The sequence below is a fragment of the Acidobacteriota bacterium genome (assembly GCA_040754075.1).
GTDB lineage: Bacteria > Acidobacteriota > Blastocatellia > UBA7656 > UBA7656 > JBFMDH01.
On sequence record JBFMDH010000008.1, the window covers coordinates 73,410 to 93,569 of the forward strand.

16 protein-coding genes are annotated in these 20,160 nt (G+C 48.2%); 15 read left to right on the top strand and 1 reads right to left on the bottom strand.

Annotated features, from left to right (window positions below; translation table 11 throughout):
- Positions 1-409, bottom strand: a 409-nt coding sequence (locus tag AB1757_10895; GenBank protein MEW6127532.1) for a hypothetical protein, incomplete at its 3' end; no start/stop codon positions are given.
- A 201-nt stretch (positions 410-610) separates the two neighbouring features.
- Between AB1757_10895 and AB1757_10900 the strand changes: the two genes are divergently transcribed.
- The 15 genes from AB1757_10900 to AB1757_10970 all read left to right on the top strand — a co-directional run bounded on the left by AB1757_10900 (position 611) and on the right by AB1757_10970 (position 20,159).
- Positions 611-973, top strand: a complete 363-nt coding sequence (locus tag AB1757_10900) for a hypothetical protein (protein ID MEW6127533.1) — start codon at positions 611-613, stop codon at positions 971-973.
- A gap of 433 nt (positions 974-1,406) precedes the next feature.
- A complete protein-coding gene (locus AB1757_10905) occupies positions 1,407-2,393 on the top strand; it encodes a glycosyltransferase (protein ID MEW6127534.1) in 987 nt (328 codons plus the stop codon).
- Positions 2,394-2,471: 78 nt separating this feature from the next.
- Positions 2,472-3,359, top strand: coding sequence for an ABC transporter permease (locus AB1757_10910; protein ID MEW6127535.1), 888 nt, complete (start codon positions 2,472-2,474; stop codon positions 3,357-3,359).
- A gap of 19 nt (positions 3,360-3,378) precedes the next feature.
- On the top strand, positions 3,379-4,626 hold the full coding sequence (locus AB1757_10915; protein ID MEW6127536.1) for an ABC transporter ATP-binding protein: 1,248 nt from the start codon (positions 3,379-3,381) through the stop codon (positions 4,624-4,626).
- A 64-nt stretch (positions 4,627-4,690) separates the two neighbouring features.
- The gene (locus AB1757_10920; protein MEW6127537.1) at positions 4,691-5,662 is read left to right on the top strand and encodes a glycosyltransferase; all 972 of its coding nucleotides are present in this window, start codon (positions 4,691-4,693) and stop codon (positions 5,660-5,662) included.
- Positions 5,663-5,684: 22 nt separating this feature from the next.
- On the top strand, positions 5,685-6,716 hold the full coding sequence (locus tag AB1757_10925; protein ID MEW6127538.1) for a glycosyltransferase: 1,032 nt from the start codon (positions 5,685-5,687) through the stop codon (positions 6,714-6,716).
- Between the two features lie 337 nt (positions 6,717-7,053).
- Complete coding sequence (locus AB1757_10930) at positions 7,054-7,935, top strand: alpha/beta hydrolase (protein MEW6127539.1); 882 nt, start codon at positions 7,054-7,056, stop codon at positions 7,933-7,935.
- 26 nt (positions 7,936-7,961) lie between these two features.
- Complete coding sequence (locus AB1757_10935; GenBank protein ID MEW6127540.1) at positions 7,962-10,760, top strand: glycoside hydrolase family 78 protein; 2,799 nt, start codon at positions 7,962-7,964, stop codon at positions 10,758-10,760.
- 321 nt (positions 10,761-11,081) lie between these two features.
- Complete coding sequence (locus AB1757_10940; protein MEW6127541.1) at positions 11,082-13,274, top strand: bifunctional rhamnulose-1-phosphate aldolase/short-chain dehydrogenase; 2,193 nt, start codon at positions 11,082-11,084, stop codon at positions 13,272-13,274.
- A 154-nt stretch (positions 13,275-13,428) separates the two neighbouring features.
- On the top strand, positions 13,429-14,727 hold the full coding sequence (gene rhaI, locus AB1757_10945) for an L-rhamnose catabolism isomerase (GenBank protein ID MEW6127542.1): 1,299 nt from the start codon (positions 13,429-13,431) through the stop codon (positions 14,725-14,727).
- A 24-nt stretch (positions 14,728-14,751) separates the two neighbouring features.
- Positions 14,752-15,069: a hypothetical protein gene (locus AB1757_10950; protein ID MEW6127543.1), complete on the top strand. Its 318-nt coding sequence runs from the start codon at positions 14,752-14,754 to the stop codon at positions 15,067-15,069.
- An 11-nt stretch (positions 15,070-15,080) separates the two neighbouring features.
- The gene (locus AB1757_10955) at positions 15,081-16,259 is read left to right on the top strand and encodes a hypothetical protein (protein MEW6127544.1); all 1,179 of its coding nucleotides are present in this window, start codon (positions 15,081-15,083) and stop codon (positions 16,257-16,259) included.
- 98 nt (positions 16,260-16,357) lie between these two features.
- Positions 16,358-17,848: a rhamnulokinase family protein gene (locus AB1757_10960; protein ID MEW6127545.1), complete on the top strand. Its 1,491-nt coding sequence runs from the start codon at positions 16,358-16,360 to the stop codon at positions 17,846-17,848.
- Positions 17,849-17,873: 25 nt separating this feature from the next.
- Complete coding sequence (locus AB1757_10965; GenBank protein MEW6127546.1) at positions 17,874-18,599, top strand: (Fe-S)-binding protein; 726 nt, start codon at positions 17,874-17,876, stop codon at positions 18,597-18,599.
- 87 nt (positions 18,600-18,686) lie between these two features.
- Entirely contained in the window at positions 18,687-20,159 is a 1,473-nt protein-coding gene (locus AB1757_10970; protein ID MEW6127547.1) for a LutB/LldF family L-lactate oxidation iron-sulfur protein, read from the top strand.
- The last annotated feature ends 1 nt before the right edge of the window (position 20,160 follow it).

Genomic DNA, 20,160 nt, shown 5'->3' on the forward strand with positions numbered 1-20,160 from the left:
AATCCGTCGTGCCAATGCGATAAACCGACTGCCCGCTGGCATTGACGCTGCCGGAAAACTGCACGAAATAGGAATCATTATAAGGCGAATTATTTTCCGCTTTACTGCGCACCCATAACCGATAAGCAACACCCGACTGGGCATTAAAACTCATCTCGAAATAGTGTGCGGGACTGGCGAGCGCGGTTGTCAATTTCGGCGCGCCGAAATCAGCGTTTTTCAGGCATGCGCCACCAGCGGCTGTAGAGTCTGAAACATTAGTAAAATTGCCAATTTTGGTGCTGGCTGTCGATGCATATAAAACGATTTCACTGGCACTTGCTTGAGCGGTTGTTGGCATTTCTCGCCATACAACCATCAGGGACAGAACGATAAACACAAAACTTGTCTGTCTGAAAACTTTTTTCATTCCTTCAAAATCTCCCTAGAAAAAATTGCCTGTTTAAACAGGCTTCGTGAGTTCACTTAAAACAATTTTCAATTGGCTGCGACCGGTTTACGTTTAATTGCACCTGAACCGGCAGGCAGGCATTTACTGCCTTGTAATAAGTCGCGCCAAATATGAAACACACATGATTTTCGTGAGAATATCTTTAGTTCGGATTGGGTATTGCCTTTAACAAAAGGTCATGGCGCACGTAGCCAAACCTGTATCTTTCAGGCAACCACTTATGCGAAGTTGAATAATCAGGGGTATGAAAGCCCAGACTATACATTTAGCAATTATGAATATGCCTGCAAAACCCAACCGATTTTTTTTTCATTTACATTCAAAATAAGAAATTGCAAGGGGCATATGCTTGAGAAAGGGGGGTATCTCTTTAACCTTTCCACCGGCAAGAAGCGAGTGAGTCGGATTTTGAATAAACCAATATCCGCTATGGTCAAACAAATTGCTCATCTTACCTTGATTAATCAATTTTATTTACAGGAGCGAGAGATGCAAATTGAGATTGCGCTCAATCAAAAATAAAATCCAGTGTGAGGTTCGGTTCATTTTCCCCATTGAACCGATGGTTTTTTATTGCTTTGCTTTTTGTTTTGAGAATCGGATTATACTGAGTGACTCCCACCCAATCAATAATAACCGACACCCCCGACGCAGATTATGAAATCATCATAGATTTTTGAAAAGCTCACCTGAATTCGGTATGGAAGCATCCGGGATATAAAAGCGTGGCATCGCGATTAAAAAACGCTGCTGACATTTTGCAGTTTTAATGGAATTAGAAGTATTTAACCGATGAGTGAAGCAGATTGCCGAAAAAAGGCAAATTCAGGTTTGGACAGTTGAACGAAATCTGAAAGGCGTTCGCTAAACCTGCATTCGCTTCCAAAGACAGTCGCTGTCCTGCAAAAAGCTGGCGGATGGCAATCAAGGATGAGTCGTGGCACAGGCTTGAGAAATGCAATTAGACGTAATTATCCCAACCTTTAATCGTCAGGATTTACTCCCACGCACCTTAAAAAGCTTGCTCGAAGCAGACCTGCCACAAGAGTTGACGGTTCACGTCAATGTTGTCGATAACAATTCCAAAGACCGCACGCGACAGATTGTTGATGAATGGATGAACCGGTTTGATGGGCGATTGCATTATCTCTTTGAACCCATTCAAGGGCGTTCAGCGGCGTTAAACAAAGGCATTTTATCCACCACCGGAGAACTGGTCGGCATGATTGACGATGACGAAGAAATCCATCGTCAGTGGTATGAGACTGTGCAGAAGGCGTTCACTCATAACCATATAGATTTTATTGGTGGTCCCTATTACCCCTGCTGGGGCGCCGAGTGTCCGGATTGGTTGCCGAGAAAATATGCCGGCGTCATCGGTTGGATTGATGGCGGAAGTCAGGTTTGTCCGTTTAACCGAAGTTACCCGGGCATTTTAATGGGCGGAAACGCGGTGATTCGTCGCGCCATTTTAACTAAAGTCGGATTGTATTCAACTGCGCTTGGACGCACCGATACACATCTGCTGGCGGGTGAAGATGAAGAGATGTATGAGCGGTTGTTGAATGCCGGGGCGCGCGGTTTATATCTGCCCGATTTGATTATCTATCATTACATCCCGCCGCAACGATTAACCAAAAGTTATTTTCGCAAATGGTGTTTCTGGCGCGGCGTATCAATGGGATTGCTTCACCGGGTACATCAACGACAATCCGCCATTAAACAACTTTGGGGCATTCCGCGATACCTTTATGGCGAAGCCCTGAGAGGCTTTAAAAGAAAATTGCAGGATGCACTGCGGTTGAAAATAGATTCCGAACAGGGCTTTGCAGGGGAATTAGCTGCCTGGGATTTAGCCGGTTACCTATACGGCAGGCATTTCTATAAACCTGTCGCCACGAATAAATCCACAAAAGGTTTGGCAGTTATCTCTTCGGTGTAACCGAAATCATTTTGAATTCACACCATAAAATTTTGATTGAAACGAAGCAATTGAATTCACCGGAAACTGGAATCGCACATGGCAACATCTGATTTAATCAACGCAGGAATCAACCGAGAGTTATCTGATGCCACACCTCGGCGGGTGTCGGTGATTCGTCCACCTTCGCTCACCCGACTAAATTTCATCGCTAACCTGACCAAACTTTTCCACTACCGGGATTTGCTCTATACCCTGACGCTGCACCGCATCAAGGTGCGTTACAAGCAATCTTTATTAGGGATTTCGTGGGCGATTTTACAACCGCTGTCGATGATGTTGATCTTCACCATCATCTTTTCGATTTTTGCCAGAATGCCAAGCGAAGGTTCGCCCTATGCGTTGTTTGCTTATGCCGCTTTGCTCCCCTGGACATTTTTTTCTACTGCCCTTGCGAATGCGACGAACGCCCTGGTCAGTCATACGCAACTGGTAACCAAAGTCTATTTCCCGCGAGAGATTCTCCCGATGACTTATGTTTTCGCTTCGTTATTCGATTTTTTAATTGCCTCGACGGTGCTCGCCGGGTTAATGGTGTATTACCGCCTTTCACCCACCTGGAATGCGCTTTATGCGGTGCCCATTCTATTCATCCTGACCTGTTTTGCCACGGCGATGGGATTGCTGTTTTCTGCAACCCAGGTGCGCTTGCGTGATATAGGGGTCGCGGTGCCGTTGCTTTTGCAACTGTGGATGTTTGCCACGCCGGTGATTTATCCGTTGAGCGCGGTTCCCGGACGTTTGCGAATGATCTATGTGCTCAATCCGATGGTTGGGATTGTCGAAAATTTTCGCCAAACCATTTTGAATGGCGCATCTCCCGATTTCTACACGCTGGGGATATCGGGTTTGATGGCGCTGGTCTTGCTGATTATTTCTTATCTCTATTTCAAACATACGGAAGCCACAATGGCGGATGTGATTTAAGCAGTGGAGCAGGTTGACGATGGCTGATTTGTTATTCAATGGTGTCTCAAAAAAATATCGGATTCGTGAAGACCACGAGACCAATGGTGAGCGCCGCCCACTAATTTCCAAAATGCAAAAATTATGGCACCGCAAGCGCGATTTCTGGGCGCTTCGCGAAGTCAGTTTTGAAGTGGAACGCGGTGAATCTCTCGGCATCATCGGGCATAACGGCGCGGGTAAAAGCACGATTTTAAAATTGCTCTCCAATATCACCACCCCGAGTAAAGGAGAGATAAAAATCAACGGCAGCCTTTCGGCGCTCATCGAGGTCGGTTCCGGATTTCACCCGGAACTGACTGGTCGTGAGAATATTTATTTGAATGGTTCGATTCTGGGTATGCGACGACGCGAGATTGCCCGCAAGCTTGAAAGCATTGTCGAATTCGCCGGCATCAAACCATTTCTCGATTTACCTGTAAAACGTTACTCATCGGGAATGTACGTTCGATTGGGCTTTTCAATTGCCGCGCATCTCGAACCGGATATTTTGTTGCTTGATGAAGTGCTCGCGGTTGGCGATTTGGCATTTCAGGCAAAATGCATGCAACGCATTGATGATTTGCGACAGGCGGGGACGACGATTGTGTTTATTTCGCATGACCTGGCAGCCGTTCAACGCCTGTGTAAACGTGTATTACTTATGCAAAAAGGCGGAATCATCGCCAGAGGGTCGGCAATGGATGTCGTGAATAGGTATCGCCAGACGGCATCCGATTTTTCGCCGCCCGATGGTCATGGACTACTCATTACCAAATCGGCGGAGGTCACAGCTTTAAATTTTTATGATGCGCAGGGCAGAGAAGTAAAGGTGATGAAAACCGGAGCCGAAATGCGCGTCAAGCTCGATTATTTTGCCCGCGAACGCATTGAAGATTGCGTTTTCGACATCTGCTTTTATTCAGCCAATCGGGAATTGACCTGTCAATTTACCACCGAATTAAAAGAAGACCGGATTGATATTGAACCGGGTCAAGGAACGGTTGAATATCATTGTCCCGAAATCGGATTGCTACCCGGTATCTATTATGTCGACGTGACCATCAAACATCGCGCCTCTCCAAAGGGAAGTCACATTGATTGGCAATATCAACGGGCGATGTTAAGGGTTGACCCCGGAAATTTGGTTAAAGGGAAATTTTATATGCCGCACGAATGGCGACATGAGCGACCGGATGTTGCGACGAGTCTCAGAGCGGAACAATTTCTCAATCAAACGGTTTCCTGATGGGCAATCGTTCAAGCCAAAAGTGGCTTTACGTTCGACATCGGAAACCTGAATGGAATAAAAAATGCCGCGCCCCGTGAAGAAGTCAAATCTGAAATATCGCAAACCGAAAGTGGTTTCCGTCATCATTCCCTGCTATAACCACGCCGGTTTTTTGCAAGAAGCGATTGACAGTGTCTTACAACAAACCTACAAGGATTTTGAAATCCTCGTCATTGATGATGGGTCAACCGATAAAACTTCAGCAATTGCCGCGAGCTTTTCTGCGGTTCGTTATGTCTACCAAAATAATCAGGGGTTATCAGCGGCGCGCAATCGCGGCATCAGCGAAAGTCTGGGAGAGTTTCTGGTGTTTCTGGATGCCGATGATCGCCTGCTTCCCAAAGCTCTTGAAATCGGCGTGAAGGCATTAAGCCTCAGACCGGATTGCGCCTTTGTGTATGGGCGCAGCCAATACATCAATGATAAAGGCAAGCATATTCCGGTCAACTACCCTGAGCCGGTTTTAACCGATCACTACCTGGCGTTGCTGCACTCTAACCATATTTGGATGCCTGCGCAGGTGATGTATCGCAGCAAGGTTTTCGACGAGGTCAGAGGGTTTAATCCCTCAATCAGCGCCGCCGCTGATTATGAACTGTACCTGCGAATTACCAGGCGTTTCCCGGTTTATAACCACTTGGAGATTGTTGCCGAGTATCGCCAGCAACTTACCAGCATGTCGCGCAATTACCGGTTGATGCTCACAACCACCATGCGGGCGCTCAATTCTCAGAAGCCAGCTATTCGAGATGAACCCGATTATCTCAATGCCTACCGTGCAGGAAAAAAACTCTGGCAGTCTTACTACGGCGAAGGTTGCGTTGACCAGTTTCGTAAAGACCTGCGAAAGCCGGGACGAAAAGCCGAATTATTCAAAGCGATGATAATCCTGCTTCGATATTATCCGCAGGGTGTGGTCAAGCATTTAAGGAAGAAATTGACATTGATGTTGAAACGCCCACCCGAAATTCGCTCGACTCCCTCATTGAAATAACAGCCGGAGGAGTAATCATCCGATGGATGAAGCGTTTGATATATCGGTCATTCTTTGTACCTATAATCGCGCCGCGCAACTGCGACAGGCGATTGCCAGCATTATGGCGCAGGATTGTCCGCACCTGCGATTTGAACTGATTATCGTGGATAATCATTCAACCGACCAAACGCGCCAGGTTTGTCAATCCATGATGGCGCAAAGCCCCATTCCGATTCGTTACTTTTTTGAAGCGAGGCAAGGGGTTTCTTATGCGCGCAATTCAGCTATCAACCTGGCTAAATCGGAAATTCTCGCCTTCTTTGATGATGATGTTTGGGTGACGCCGGATTGGTTAGCCACTATTAAACGACGATTCGATGAGCATCAGGATGTCGATGGCATTGGCGGCAAAGTTTTGCCGGTCTGGAACTGTGTAACGCCCGGTTGGTTGAACCCTGCGCAATATGCGCCGCTCGCGCTTCAGGATTATGGCGATAAAAGTATACAGATAAACGCCAGTCAGCCCTTATGTCTGGTTGCTGCCAATCTGGCAATTCGCCGCCAAGTTTTTACGCGAATCGGTCTTTTTTCTCCCACCCTGCAACGTGTCGAAAATGGTATCGGTTCGATGGAAGACCATGAATTGCATTTGCGAATCTGGGATGCCGGATTTCAAGAAATGTATTGTCCGGAGATGATTGTCAAAACCGAAGTGCCGGGCGAACGTTTGACAAAAAATTATTACCGGCGGTGGCATCAAGGTCACGGCCATTTTTATGGGTTGTTGCGGGATCGGGAATTTGAACGCTCGATTATGCGCCTGTTCGATGTGCCAATGCATTTATACAAACAGACACTGGTTGATTTATGGGGTTGGGGAAAAAATCGGTTGTTTGGAAAAGCTGATAAGGCATTTGCCAGTGAAATACAACTCTGGTTTTTCATGGGCTTTTTTAAACAACGCTTAATGACCAGCAGAGCCGGCGTGACCCTGAAAAAAATGCGTGAGGTTTTTACCTCGCTTTATGCTTCACCAAAGCCGCAAAGAGAAAACCCATCAATTGACGAATAAATACGACCCTCTTACCAATCCTTTAAAGCAAAAGCAAAACGATTCAATGGTTTTCTTGCACTGATGCTGTGAATCAAAAAGCTTACCGGCTTGATTGCCGCAAAGTTGGTGGGTGTCGATAAGTTTAAGGAATTTCCCGCCAACGGGTTTTTCATTTGCCCATAGTGAATAAAAATTAATTACACTTCGTTCATCCTATTAGGTGTCACTCGCCAAAATAAAAAAATAGCGGTAAACTCTTGAGCACCAGGAGACCAGAAGCTTTCACGCATGAATCTGTCTTTGCGCGTGTTTTTCTATATCGCGCCAATTATTTCATTGAAGTAAAGGTCAGGTTATGAAATTTAAAATCACATTTCTCTTAGGACTGTTTTTTGTTCTGTTGAGTTCGGCACACGCGCAAAAAGTTATTCGCTTATATGAAGGCGCTGCGCCCGGCTCCGAAACCTGGACACACAAAGAGAAAGAATATTTCTCGCCTATCTGGAATACCCAAGTCGTTACCAACGTTGTGCATCCTACGCTTACGGTCTATCTGCCTGATGCCAAAACGGCTACGCAAACCGGTGTGATTATCTGTCCGGGAGGCGGTTTTCACGCGCTTTCCATCAACAGCGAAGGCATCGATGTTGCCAGGTGGTTAAGCAGCAGAGGCATTGCCGCCTTTGTCTTGAAATATCGTCTGGTGCCAACCGGCGAAGATGGCGTCAAAGAGTTCATGGAAAAGATGAATAAAGGACAACGGTTTGATACCGACCCGGCAATTTCCATGGGAATCGCTGATGGCATTGCGGCAGTCGCTTATGTGCGAAAACACGCGGAGGAATTCGGTATCGCTGCGAATCGCATTGGCATCATGGGATTTTCAGCAGGCGGCACGGTGACCGCAGCCGTTGCCTTTCAATATTCAAAAGACAGCCGCCCGGATTTCGTCGCGCCGATTTATCCGTATATGGGCGCGGTCAAACCCGCAGAAGTTCCCGCAGACGCGCCGCCGCTTTTTGTGTTAGCGGCAACCGATGATCAACTCGGTCTTGCGCCCCATAGCGTTCAACTTTATGGCAAATGGACTGCCGCAAAAAAAACTGCCGAAATTCACCTCTATTCAAAAGGCGGTCACGGGTTTGGCATGCGCAAACAAAATATCCCTTCTGACCGGTGGATTGAACGGTTCGGTGAATGGTTACAGGTGCAAGGCTTGATGAAACCGCTTCATTGATTTTTCGATTAACAAGGAATTTGACGATGACCAAAAAAATGCTGCGCTCAAGGTATTCGCTTTTAATTGCCTGGTGTTTGATTTTTTCTACTGTCGCGAACGGTTTACTGTTGGCGAATCAAGGAAGTAGTGCTGCGCAAATCAAAGTTGTTCATTTACGAACCGAGTATAAAGAAAATCCGATAGGCATTGATGCGCGCAACCCGCGTTTAAGTTGGCAACTGCAAACGGCAGGTCGCGGCGTCACGCAATCGGCGTATCAACTTCGCGTGGCGCGCAGTGAGCGCGATTTGCGAAGCGGCAATAATCTGGTTTGGGATTCCGGGAAAGTCAACTCCGACGAATCCATTCATCGCGTCTATGAAGGCACGCCCTTGAAATCCGGTGAGCGTTATTTGTGGCAAGTGCGCATCTGGGACGGAAGCGGAAAAGCATCGGACTGGAGCGAAGTCGGATTCTGGGAAATGGGATTGCTCAGTCCTACGGATTGGTTGGCGAATTGGATAGAGCCTGACATTGCAGAAGAAGCGAAAAAATCGCAACCCGCACCGATGCTTCGCCGCGAGTTTAAAGTCGGTGGCGCGATTGACCGGGCGCGGGTTTATGTGACGAGTCGCGGACTTTATGAAATGCAGTTGAACGGTCAGCGCGTCGGCGATGAAGTGTTTACGCCCGGTTGGACAAGTTATAAAAAACGCCTGCAATATCAGACCTATGATGTGACCGCGCTTTTAAAAAACGGAGACAATGCCGTAGGCGTCATGCTTGGCGATGGGTGGTATCGCGGCTTCATAGGTTTTTCCGGGCAACGCAATGTTTACGGCGATAAACTCGCGCTGCTTTGTCAGATTAAAATCACTTACAAAGATGGGCGCGAAGAAATCATTGCAAGCGACGACAAATGGAAAGCGACGACCGGCGCTATCTTGCTTTCGGAAATCTATCACGGCGAAACCTATGATGCGCGACTCGAAAAAGGCAATTGGACGAATGCTCAATTTGATGACCAGCAATGGGCAAAGGTCAAAATTGCCAGTTACCAGAAAGATAATCTCATCGCGCCTGCGGGACCTCCCGTAAGAAAAGTTCTGGAAATCAAACCTGTCAAAATTATCAAAACCCCTGCGGGCGATTCCGTCGTTGATATGGGACAAAATATGGTCGGCTGGGTACGTTTGAAAGTTCAAGGCGCTGCGGGTTCGACCGTCACCCTTCGCCATTCCGAAGTGCTCGATAAACAGGGGAATTTTTATACCGAAAATCTTCGCCCCGCAAAACAGTTGATTCAATACACCCTCAAAGGCGGCGGCGTGGAAACCTTCGAGCCACATTTCACCTTTCAAGGTTTTCGTTATGTCGCGGTCGGTGGTTTTCCCGGAGAACTGACGCTTGATAACGTAACCGGCATCGTCATTCATTCGGATATGAAACCGACGAGCGAATTTGAAACCTCAAGCCAACTCATCAATCAATTGCAACACAACATCATCTGGGGACAGAAAGGCAATTTCCTGGATGTGCCCACCGATTGTCCGCAACGCGATGAGCGATTGGGATGGACGGGCGATGCGCAAGTCTTTTCTCGCACAGCCGCTTTCAACATGGATGTCGCGGGATTTTTCACCAAGTGGTTGAAAGATGTCGCCGCAGACCAATTCGATAATGGCAGTGTTCCTTATGTTATCCCCGATGTGTTGAGCAATCCAAACAGGCAAGCCGCAGGGTCAGCGGCGTGGGCAGATGCGGCGGTGATTATTCCCTTTACGGTTTATCTCAGTTATGGCGATAAACGCATTCTTGAAGAACAATACGCCAGTATGACCAAATGGATTGCTTATATGAAAAATCGCGCCGGTGATGATTACATCTGGGATGGCGATTTTCATTTCGGCGATTGGCTCGCTTTTGCATCAACGGCATCGGATTATCCCGGCGCTACCACCGGCAAAGATTTTATCGCAACAGCTTTCTTTGCCTATTCGACAAGTCTCGTACAACGCGCCGCAGAGATTCTCGGAAAGCGTGATGACGCGGCAAAGTACGCCGAATTATTTAACAACGTCAAAGCCGCATTCAATCGTGAATTCGTTACTGCAACCGGTAGAGTCGGCGAAAACACCCAGACCGCTTATGCCCTGGCTTTGCAGTTCGATTTATTGCCCGAAAATTTAAGACCGGTAGCCGCAAAACGACTGGCGCAGGAAATTCGCGCGCGCAAACATCTCACCACAGGTTTTGTCGGTACGCCGTATCTCTGCCATGTGCTGACGCGCTATGGTTATTTGAACGAAGCCTATATGCTGCTCAATCGCGAACAGTATCCATCCTGGCTTTATCCTGTGAAACAAGGCGCGACGACGATTTGGGAACGTTGGGACGGCATTAAACCGGATGGGTCATTTCAGGATAAAGGAATGAATTCGTTCAATCATTATGCCTACGGCGCGATTGGCGAATGGATGTATCGCGTGATGGCAGGCATTGAAATAGACCCGACAATGCCCGGGTATAAACACACGCTCATTCAACCGCAACCCGGTGGCAATTTCACCAATGTCAAAGCCAGCCATCAGACGATGTATGGCAAAGTGAGTTCCGCGTGGACATTGAAAGATGGGCAATTTGAACTGGGTGTCGAAGTTCCCGCCAACACTCGCGCCACTGTGCGTTTGCCGAAAGCCCAACTCGCAAACCTTAAAGAATCCGGTCAGGCTATCGGTAAAGGAAATGGCATAACCGATATTCGACAGGATGGTGAGAGCGTGGTTATCGAAGTCGGGTCGGGTCAATATCGTTTCGCGTATCCGATGGCAACCGCAAATTGATTGAGGTTTAAAAAGGTTGATTAAGCGCATCAAAAAATTGCTGATGCAATTGCCTGTCATTGGTTACAAGGTGGACGAAATAAATTTACGGGCGCAGATAAATACTTTGTTCAAGATTTTAATTTTCATAAAGTCACTGGGTTTTCATAAAGTGAAGGGACATTGATTAACGTGTAAGTTTCCCTCTTAGGATTGAGCGGATTTATTCAATGAATTTAATCCGTTGAATCCGTCAAAACCGAGGACAACTTTTAACTTTTAATCGGGAACCGATTCATTGATTGTTGAAAACTGAATGACCGGCAAATTCAGTGAGGTATTGTGAGTAATCAGGAAAAACATTTTCAATTTGTAAAATATTTATGGCAGGACGAAGTTGCGGAAAAATTATCCGGCATCGAACGCCTGGTCTATCGCTCGAATAAACTGGGCGAAGATTTGACGCTTACCAATACCGGCGGCGGCAACACCTCAGCGAAACTGATGGAAACCGACCCGCTCACCGGCGAAAGCGTCGAAGTCCTTTGGGTCAAAGGTTCGGGCGGCGATTTGCGCACTGCAAAAAGCGATGGTTTCGCTTCGCTCTACCTCGACAAAATTCGCGCCATGAAACCGCTCTATCTCAATCACCCTGAGCGCGGCGCGAAGACTGCAATCGAAGATGCGATGTATCCGATGTACAGCCATTGCGTTTTCAATCTCAACCCACGCGCCTGTTCGATTGACACGCCACTGCATACACTCGTGCCGTTTACGCACGTTGACCATTTACATCCAAACGCGGTGATTGCCATTGCCGCATCAGTAAGTCAAGAGAAGTTGTGTAAAACGATTTATGGCGACGAAGTGATCTATGTGCCGTGGCAACGACCGGGCTTTGATATTGGTCTGCAAATCGAACAGTTGATTAAAGACAACCCGCAAGCCAAAGGCGTTCTGCTCGGACATCACGGCATGAGTTCGTGGAGCAACGACGATAAAAACTGTTATGAAACGGCGCTTGAAATCATTGACCGCGCCGCGCGATTTATCGAAGCTCACGACCAAGGCGCGCAAACCTTCGGCGGGCAGAAATATCAACCGCTTGATGATGAAACGAGAAGGCAGTTCATCGTCAACATCGTTCCATTTTTGCGCGGACAGGTTGCGGTTTATAAACGCTTTGTCGGCACCGTGCAGGACGATGAAAAGATGTTGCGCTTTGTCAACAGCCACGAGGCGCGGCGGCTTGCGGAACTTGGCACCTCTTGCCCGGATCATTTTTTGCGCACCAAAATCAAACCATTTTTTGTTGATTGGAATCCTGAAAGCGGCGACCTCAATCAATTAAAAAATCAAATCAAAGAAGGGCTGATTCAATATCGCAAAGATTATGAAGCTTACTACCATCGTTGCAAACGTCCCGATTCACCGGCGATGCGCGACCCCAATCCAACGGTTGTATTGATTCCCGGACTTGGCATGATTGCCTGGGGCAAAAATAAAAGTGAATCGCGAGTGACCGCTGAATTTTATAATTGCGCCATCGAAGTGATGCGCGGTGCAGAAGCCATTGACAGTTACGAAGCGATGGAACAACAAGAGGCTTTCGATATCGAATACTGGTTACTCGAAGAAGCGAAACTCAAACGCCTGCCACCTGAAAAAGAACTCGACCGGCAAATCATCGTCGTCGTTGGCGCGGGCGCAGGCATCGGCAAAGCCACAGCGCAGCGTTTGGTTAAAGACGGCGCGCATATTGTCTGTGTTGATTTGGACGAATCGGCAGCCCGACAGACGGCGCAGGAAATCATCGCCAAATACGGCGAAGGCATAGGGGTTGCCGGAACCGGAATCAGCAATTGTGGCACGGCGATAGGCTTGACGTGCGACATTACCAATCGCGAGAGCGTGCGACGAATGTTTGAAAATGTACTGCTTGCTTATGGCGGTCTGGACGCAGTGGTCGTGACCGCAGGGATTTTCGTGCCGCCCGATAAATCGGGTCGCATCGAAGATAATCGTTGGGCACAAACTTTCAATATCAATGTGACCGGAGCTTACATCGTTGCCGATGAAGCCTACAAAATTTTTCAGCAACAAAATCTTTCAGGCAACATCGTGCTGACGACCAGCGCCAATGCCGTGGTCGCGAAAAAAGGCAGTCTTGCATATGACGCCAGCAAAGCCGCAGCGAACCATCTGGTAAGAGAACTGGCGATTGAGATGTCGCCACTGGTTCGCGTCAATGCGGTGGCTCCGGCAACGGTCGTCAAAGGCAGCACCATGTTTCCGCGTGACCGGGTGATTGCTTCGCTTGCAAAATACGCCATCGAGTTTAACGAAGAAGAAAACACCGAAGCGTTGCGCGAAAAACTGGCAGCCTTTTATGCCAAGCGGTCGCTTACGCAAACCCCCATCGAACCCGAAGACCAGGCTGAAGCGATTTTTCTGCTGGTATCAAAACGACTGGCAAAAACCACAGGACACATCATCCCGGTTGATGGCGGGTTGCAGGATGGTTTTTTTCGATAGTAGGCAGTAGGCAGCAAGATGTTTGAGCTTTTAGCAACTCGTAGGTTTTTAATGTTTTTATTGATTGACAAACAATCCGGTAAACTCGAATCTGAAAACCAAAAACTGCTTACTGCTTACTGCTTACTGCCTACTTTTTCTCAAGGAGGTAACCATGACCAAACATTTTGAAATCGAAGACGGGTTTATTGCCGAAGAAAATCAGAAATTAACAGCGTGGGTTGAAGAAGATTACGAATACCTTGCGAAAAAACTGGCGCGTGAAAATGTGGATATTGAGCGGCTCACTGAGCGCGCTAAAACTTTTCGTGTAGCTGTGCCTTCGTGGGGCGTAGGAACCGGCGGGACGCGGTTTGCGCGATTTCCGGGAATTGGCGAGCCGCGAAATATTTACGAAAAACTCGAAGATTGCGCGACGATTTTTAAACTCGTGCGCGCCACGTCTGCGGTGTCTTTGCATATCCCCTGGGATAAGCCGGATGACCCCGCGCAGTTATTTCAATTTGCCGAAGAACGCGGACTCGGTTTCGATGCGATGAATTCCAATACCTTTCAAGACCAGGTTGGACAGAAACATTCGTACAAATTCGGAAGTCTCACGCATCCGGAGCGCGCGGTTCGCGAACAGGCAATCGCACATAACATCGAATGCATTGAGATTGGCAAAACGCTCGGTTCCAAAGCCCACACCGTGTGGATTGGCGATGGCGGAAATTTTCCCGGTCAACAGCATTTTCGCCAGGCATTGGAACGTTACCTCGAAAGTATGCGCGAAATTTATGCGGCTTTGCCTGATGATTGGCGCGTGTTTATCGAACACAAATTTTATGAACCGGCTTTTTATTCAACGGTCATCAACGATTGGGGAACCAGTTATTACTGCGCCCGCGAACTCGGCGACAAAGCGCAATGTCTGGTTGACCTCGGTCATCACGCGCCGAATGTCAATATCGAAATGATTGTGTCGCGGTTGATTCAATTCGGCAAACTCGCGGGCTTTCATTTCAATGACAGCAAATATGGCGATGATGATTTGGACGCCGGTTCGATTAAACCGTTTCAACTTTTTTTGATTTTTAATGAACTGGTTGATGCCGAGTTGAATCAGGTCGCGGGCTTCAATCCGGCTTATATGCTTGACCAATCCCATAACCTCACAGACCCGATTGAATCGTTGATGCTGAGCGCCGTCGAATTGCAACGCGCCTATGTGCAAGCCCACCTGGTTGACCGCGAGGCTTTGAATGCGGCACAGGAAAATTGCGATGCGATTGCCGCGCTGACGATTTTAAAGAAAGCCTTTACCACAGATGTTTCAGCGATTATCGCCAGGGCGCGTTTTGCATTGGGCGGCGCTTATGACCCGATGGCGATTTACCGGGCAAGCGGTTATCGCCAACGCAAAGCCGAAGAGCGCCCCGCGCAAGTCGGCATCGCCGCAGGCATCGTTTAACCATTGCGGATTGCGGATTGCGAAATGCGGATTGAAAAAAGAAGTTCATTTGCCAATCTATTTTTGCCTTCTATAAATGAGCGGAAAATCATGAGCGAACAATCGTTAAAATTTCTTCATTCTGAGAAGGACATAGCTCCGCTTAAACTTGAGATGTTTCGCAAGCTCTCAACTCAAGAACTCATAGAGTCTTTGCGTCCGGGAGAAGAAGGCTCGCTCAAAACCAGACCGGATGGCACTGTGCTTGATGGACACCATCGGCTTATCATACTTAGGGAGCGAGAGATTGACATTCATGCTTTACCGCGCGAAATCCTTGAGAAGGATTCGCCGATGACATAAGGAGGATACCGATGGCAGCACGGATATACTGGATTGAAGCCCCTTGGAAAGGGAAATTGGCAATCATTCCGCGCCCGCCCGGAGGAGATTGGCTGAAAGATGAAGTCGCCGGTTGGCACGATGTTGGTATCAATGTCGTGGTCTCTTTTCTCACTCCAGACGAGATTGCCGAATTTGCTCTCGAAGCTGAAAAAGAATTATGTGAAGAGCAAGGTATCAGCTTTATTTCGTTTGCGATTTCCGACCGCCAGGTTCCCGCGTCAAAGAGCGAGACGTTAGCTCTTGTACAAAGATTAAAGCAATTGCTGGTCAAGGGAGAGAAGGTCGGTTTGCATTGCCGACAAAGCGTTGGCAGGTCGGCGTTGATTGCGGCTTGTTTACTGGTATCAGTAGGCGTAGAGCCGGACGAGGCTTTCAAACGCATCGGTTCGGCGCGTGGCGGCAAAGTGCCTGATACTGCCGAACAGCAGCAATGGGTAGCCGGTTTGGAAAAAGATATGTCAACGAAAGGCGAAAGGCTTTTCGAGGCGTATTTGCTTTCGCAAGGCATTACTGATTATGAGTTTGAGAAAACCCATCAAGGCAAAAGCACAAGACCCGACTTCAGCGTTACGCTTGATAGGGAATATCTTTTTGAAGTGAAGGATTTTGAGCCGAGAGATATATTCCCTTCGGGGGCTTATGACCCTTTTCAACCGATCCGGTGGCAAATAGTGGAAAGCGATAAGAAATTCAAAGACTATGAAGAGCAACCGTGTTGTCTGGCGCTTTATAACCACAACGCAAGTCTCATTCATTTGGAAGAGCCAGAAATTATATGTGGGGCAATGCCGCAAGTTACCACTATCAGTGCCATCATAACTTTGCGTGAGGTTGAAGTAGGGACACGAAAGCTTGGTGTGTATTTGAAGAAGTTGATGGCAAAGACGCCCGATATTACTCCCATCGAGGCTTATCGGGAAACCTTTTCCCCGGAAATAGATTTCGATAAGCATGAAAGACAGTTAGGCGTGATCATATGGGAGAATGCCTTTGCGCGTATCCCGTTTCCGCGAAATATTTTTTGTGGGAAGTTTGATGAGCGATACATTTTGGATAAAGGTCATCCAAGACGCATTTTTGTCGGCTCGGGACTGGCTGCCCTTGAAGAGATTGAGGAATCGGAATCGCTATTATTGAATGTTCCATAGCGTTATCGGTTTGAACCTATTTATATCGAATCACAAAGTTTCACCGGTGTTGATTGCTGTTTTTATCAACAGTTGTCTGAGTCACTTTCAGAATATCAATGACCGAAGGTCTCTACATCGCAATTGATTTAGGCGCAGGCAGCGGGCGTGTCTTTTTGGCAGACTTCGCGCCTGATGCCTTTCGACTCGATGAAATCAGGCGATTTCATTACCCACCACGCCACCTTGACGGGCATCTGCGTTGGAATTTCGCGCATATTTTTTCGGAGATAAAAATCGGATTACAGGAAGCAAGTCAGCGCGCGCAAACTTTGCGACGACCTGTTGAAAGTATCGGCGTCGATAGCTGGGCAGTTGATTATGGATTGATTGATGACGCGGGAAATTTAATCGAAGACCCTGTGGGTTATCGTGACGGGCGAACCGAAGGGATGATGTCGCGGGTTTTTGAACGAATGCCCCAAGAAGAAATTTTTGCCCGAACCGGTATCCAATTTTTAAATCTCAATACTCTCTATCAACTGTTCGCCCACACGCAATCAGGAATTTCCGACCGCGCGCAACATCTGTTATTGATTCCCGACCTCATCAATTTTTTGCTGACCGGAAAAATCATCAACGAATATACCAACGCGACCACCACGCAACTCGTGAATGCTGAAACCGGAAAGTGGGATGAGGAAATTATTGACCGCCTGAATCTGCCTGAGCAGTTGTTTAATGAAATCATTCCGGCTGGAAAAGTGATTGCGCCGCTGCCAGCGGATATTGCCAAAGAGACCAACCTGGAAGGTGTAAAAGTGGTTGCGCCTGCCACGCACGATACCGGAAGCGCAGTTGCCGGAACGCCGCTTGAAAACGATTGGGCGTATATTTCATCGGGAACCTGGTCGCTGGTTGGTGTCGAACTTGCAAAGCCATTAATTAATGATGAAATTGTCCGACACAATTTCACCAATGAAGGCGGCGCTTTTGATACCACGCGGTTTTTAAAAAATGTGATGGGGCTGTGGATTCTGGAATCCTGTCGCCAGGAATGGTTGAGTCGCGGTCTCGATGTCGAGTATGCAAATTTACTGGCTCAGGTCGAATCGCTTGATGAAGATTGCGGATTGATATTTCCCGATGATGCGCGCTTTTTTAATCCGCCAAGTATGCTCGAAGCGATTGGCGACCAGTTGCAGGAAACCGGACAAGCGATACCCGACGAGCCGCATAAAATTGCTAAAGTGATTTTAGATTCGCTGGCTTTTCGTTATGCCTCGGTGCTGCGTACCATCGAACTGCTGACCAAAAAGAAAATCACAGGCGTCCACGTCATCGGCGGCGGCAGCCTCAATGACTATTTGAATCAGATGACTGCCGACACGACCGGCTTGCCGGTTTTAGCGGGACCGGTCGAGGCAACCGTAATTGGCAATGTTTTGGTGCAGGCGATTGCCGCCGGACGTTTTGTCTCACTCGCAGACGGACGAAAATATTTAACCGATAAGTTGCAATTGAAAAAATTCTTGCCACGACGGTTGCCGGATTTGTCTGAGCGAACGAAAAAATACGCGACAATCGAGGCGCGTTACATTCAGCAATAAAACGAAGTCGAAACCTATAAAAACGATGCGAGTTTCTTTATTTGTCACCTGTTTGATTGACCAATTGTGGCCCTCCATTGGCACGAGTACGGTTGAAGTATTGCGTCGCGCCGGATGCGAAGTGGTTTTTGATGAACGGCAAACCTGTTGCGGACAACCGGCATTCAATACCGGCTATCGAAGTGAAGCGCAACGATTGGCAAAGCGTTTCATCGAAATTTTTGAAGAAACCGACAGCGAAGCGATTGTCAGCCCTTCGGGGTCCTGCACGGCGATGGTGCATCATTTTCAAGAGCTTTTCCCCGATGATGAAAATTGGCGAAATCGCGCGCGGGCGATTGCCGAGCGCACTTTTGAATTCGGGAGTTTTCTGGTCAAAGTTTTAAATGTCGATAATGTCGGTGCCAGTTTTCGCGGGCGCGTCACCTGGCACGACGCCTGTCACGGACTAAGGGATTTGCAAATTCACAGCGAGCCGCGCCGGTTAATTCAAAACGTCAAAGGCGCAGAGTTTGTCGAGTTGGCAAACGCCGATGCCTGTTGCGGGTTTGGCGGCACGTTTTCGGTGAAGTACCCGGAAATTTCCGTTGCCATTCTCGACCATAAAATCGCGGCAATCGAACAGGCAGAGGTGCGCGCCGTGGTATCAGGTGACGCGAGTTGTCTGATGCAAATCGGCGGGCGATTATCGCGCCTGGGTTCAAAGGTTCAAGTGCTGCATTTAGCTGAACTCCTGGCATCGAATGAATAACCCTGAAATTGAGCAGGCGTATTATAAATTTGTGAAGCGGAAACTCCATAAGAAGCAGACTCTGCATCTTGAAAGCATTCACCAACTATGAATCAATCACCGGAAACTTTTGATACCAATGCCATTCAGGCATTAAATGACCGGCAACTGCGGGCGGCGTTACTCAACCTCGCCAGTACCTTTGGCGAGCGGCGCAAACTGGCAATTCTTAGTGTGAATGATTGGGAAGGTTTACGCGCCCAGGCTCGCAGCATAAAAGATGAAACGCTTGCCAACCTCGATCAATACCTTGAACAATTCGTTTTGAAGGCTGAAAACAACGGCGCGCAGATTCATTGGGCGCTTAATGGCGAAGCCGCGCAACGCCTCATTCTCGATTTGCTTAAAGAAAAAAATGTCCGGCGCATCGTGAAATCCAAAAGCATGACCACTGAAGAGATTCATTTGAATGAGGCGCTCGAACGCGCCGGTTATGCGCCGGTTGAAACCGATTTGGGCGAATGGATTATTCAACTGGCGCACGAAACCCCTTCGCACATTGTGGTTCCCGCTATTCATAAATCGAAACGGCAAATCGCCGAACTCTTTGTTGAAAAAGTAGGCATTGAACCGACGGATAATGTCGATGAATTAACCAAGACCGCGCGGCGCGTCTTGCGTGAGCGGTTTGCCGAAGCCGATGTCGGCATCAGTGGTGTCAATTTCGCGGTAGCTGAAACCGGGACTTTTTTGATTCTTGAAAACGAAGGCAACGCGCGGCTCACCACCAGCCTGCCGAAAATTCACATTGCGGTGATGGGCATCGAAAAAGTGATTCCACGCCTTGCCGATTTGGATGTGTTTTTGAAACTGCTGCCACGTTCAGGCACCGGGCAGCAACTGACCGCTTACCAATCGCTCATCACCGGAGCGAAACGCCAACCCGATGATGAAGGACCCGAAGAAGTTCACCTCGTGATTTTGGATAACGGTCGTTCGCGAATGCTGGCGCACCCTGTGACCCGACAATCGCTTGCCTGCATACGTTGTGGCGCGTGTTTAAATGCCTGTCCGGTTTACCAGCAAATCGGTGGGCACGCTTACGGGTCGGTTTATCCGGGTCCAATCGGCGCGGTGATTACCCCGCAACTGAGTGGCATTGAAAAAGCCCGGCAATTGCCCTTCGCTTCGAGTTTATGCGGGGCGTGTCGCGAAGTCTGTCCGGTTAAAATCGACATTCCCGAATTGCTTTTGCATTTACGCGCCGAAGTGAAGCAGGGAGCCGCAAGTCGCGCAGCATCGCAAACCGGCAAGGTGAGTAAGCATCGGATTGAGCGGTTGGCGTTTCGATTTTACGCTTTTGCGTGGTCAAAAAAACTGACCTACGAATGGGGAATGAAAATCGCGCGGGTTTTCCAACGCAGCATTGCCCGCAAAGGGCGAATCGGAAAAGTGAGCGGATTGTTTGCCGGTCTTGCTCCGGCATTGGAAGCCTGGACAGATTGGCGGGATGCGCCGACGATTGCTGAGCGGTCATTTAGAGAAGTGTGGCGCGAGGCTGAGAAAACCAAAGGTAAATGAA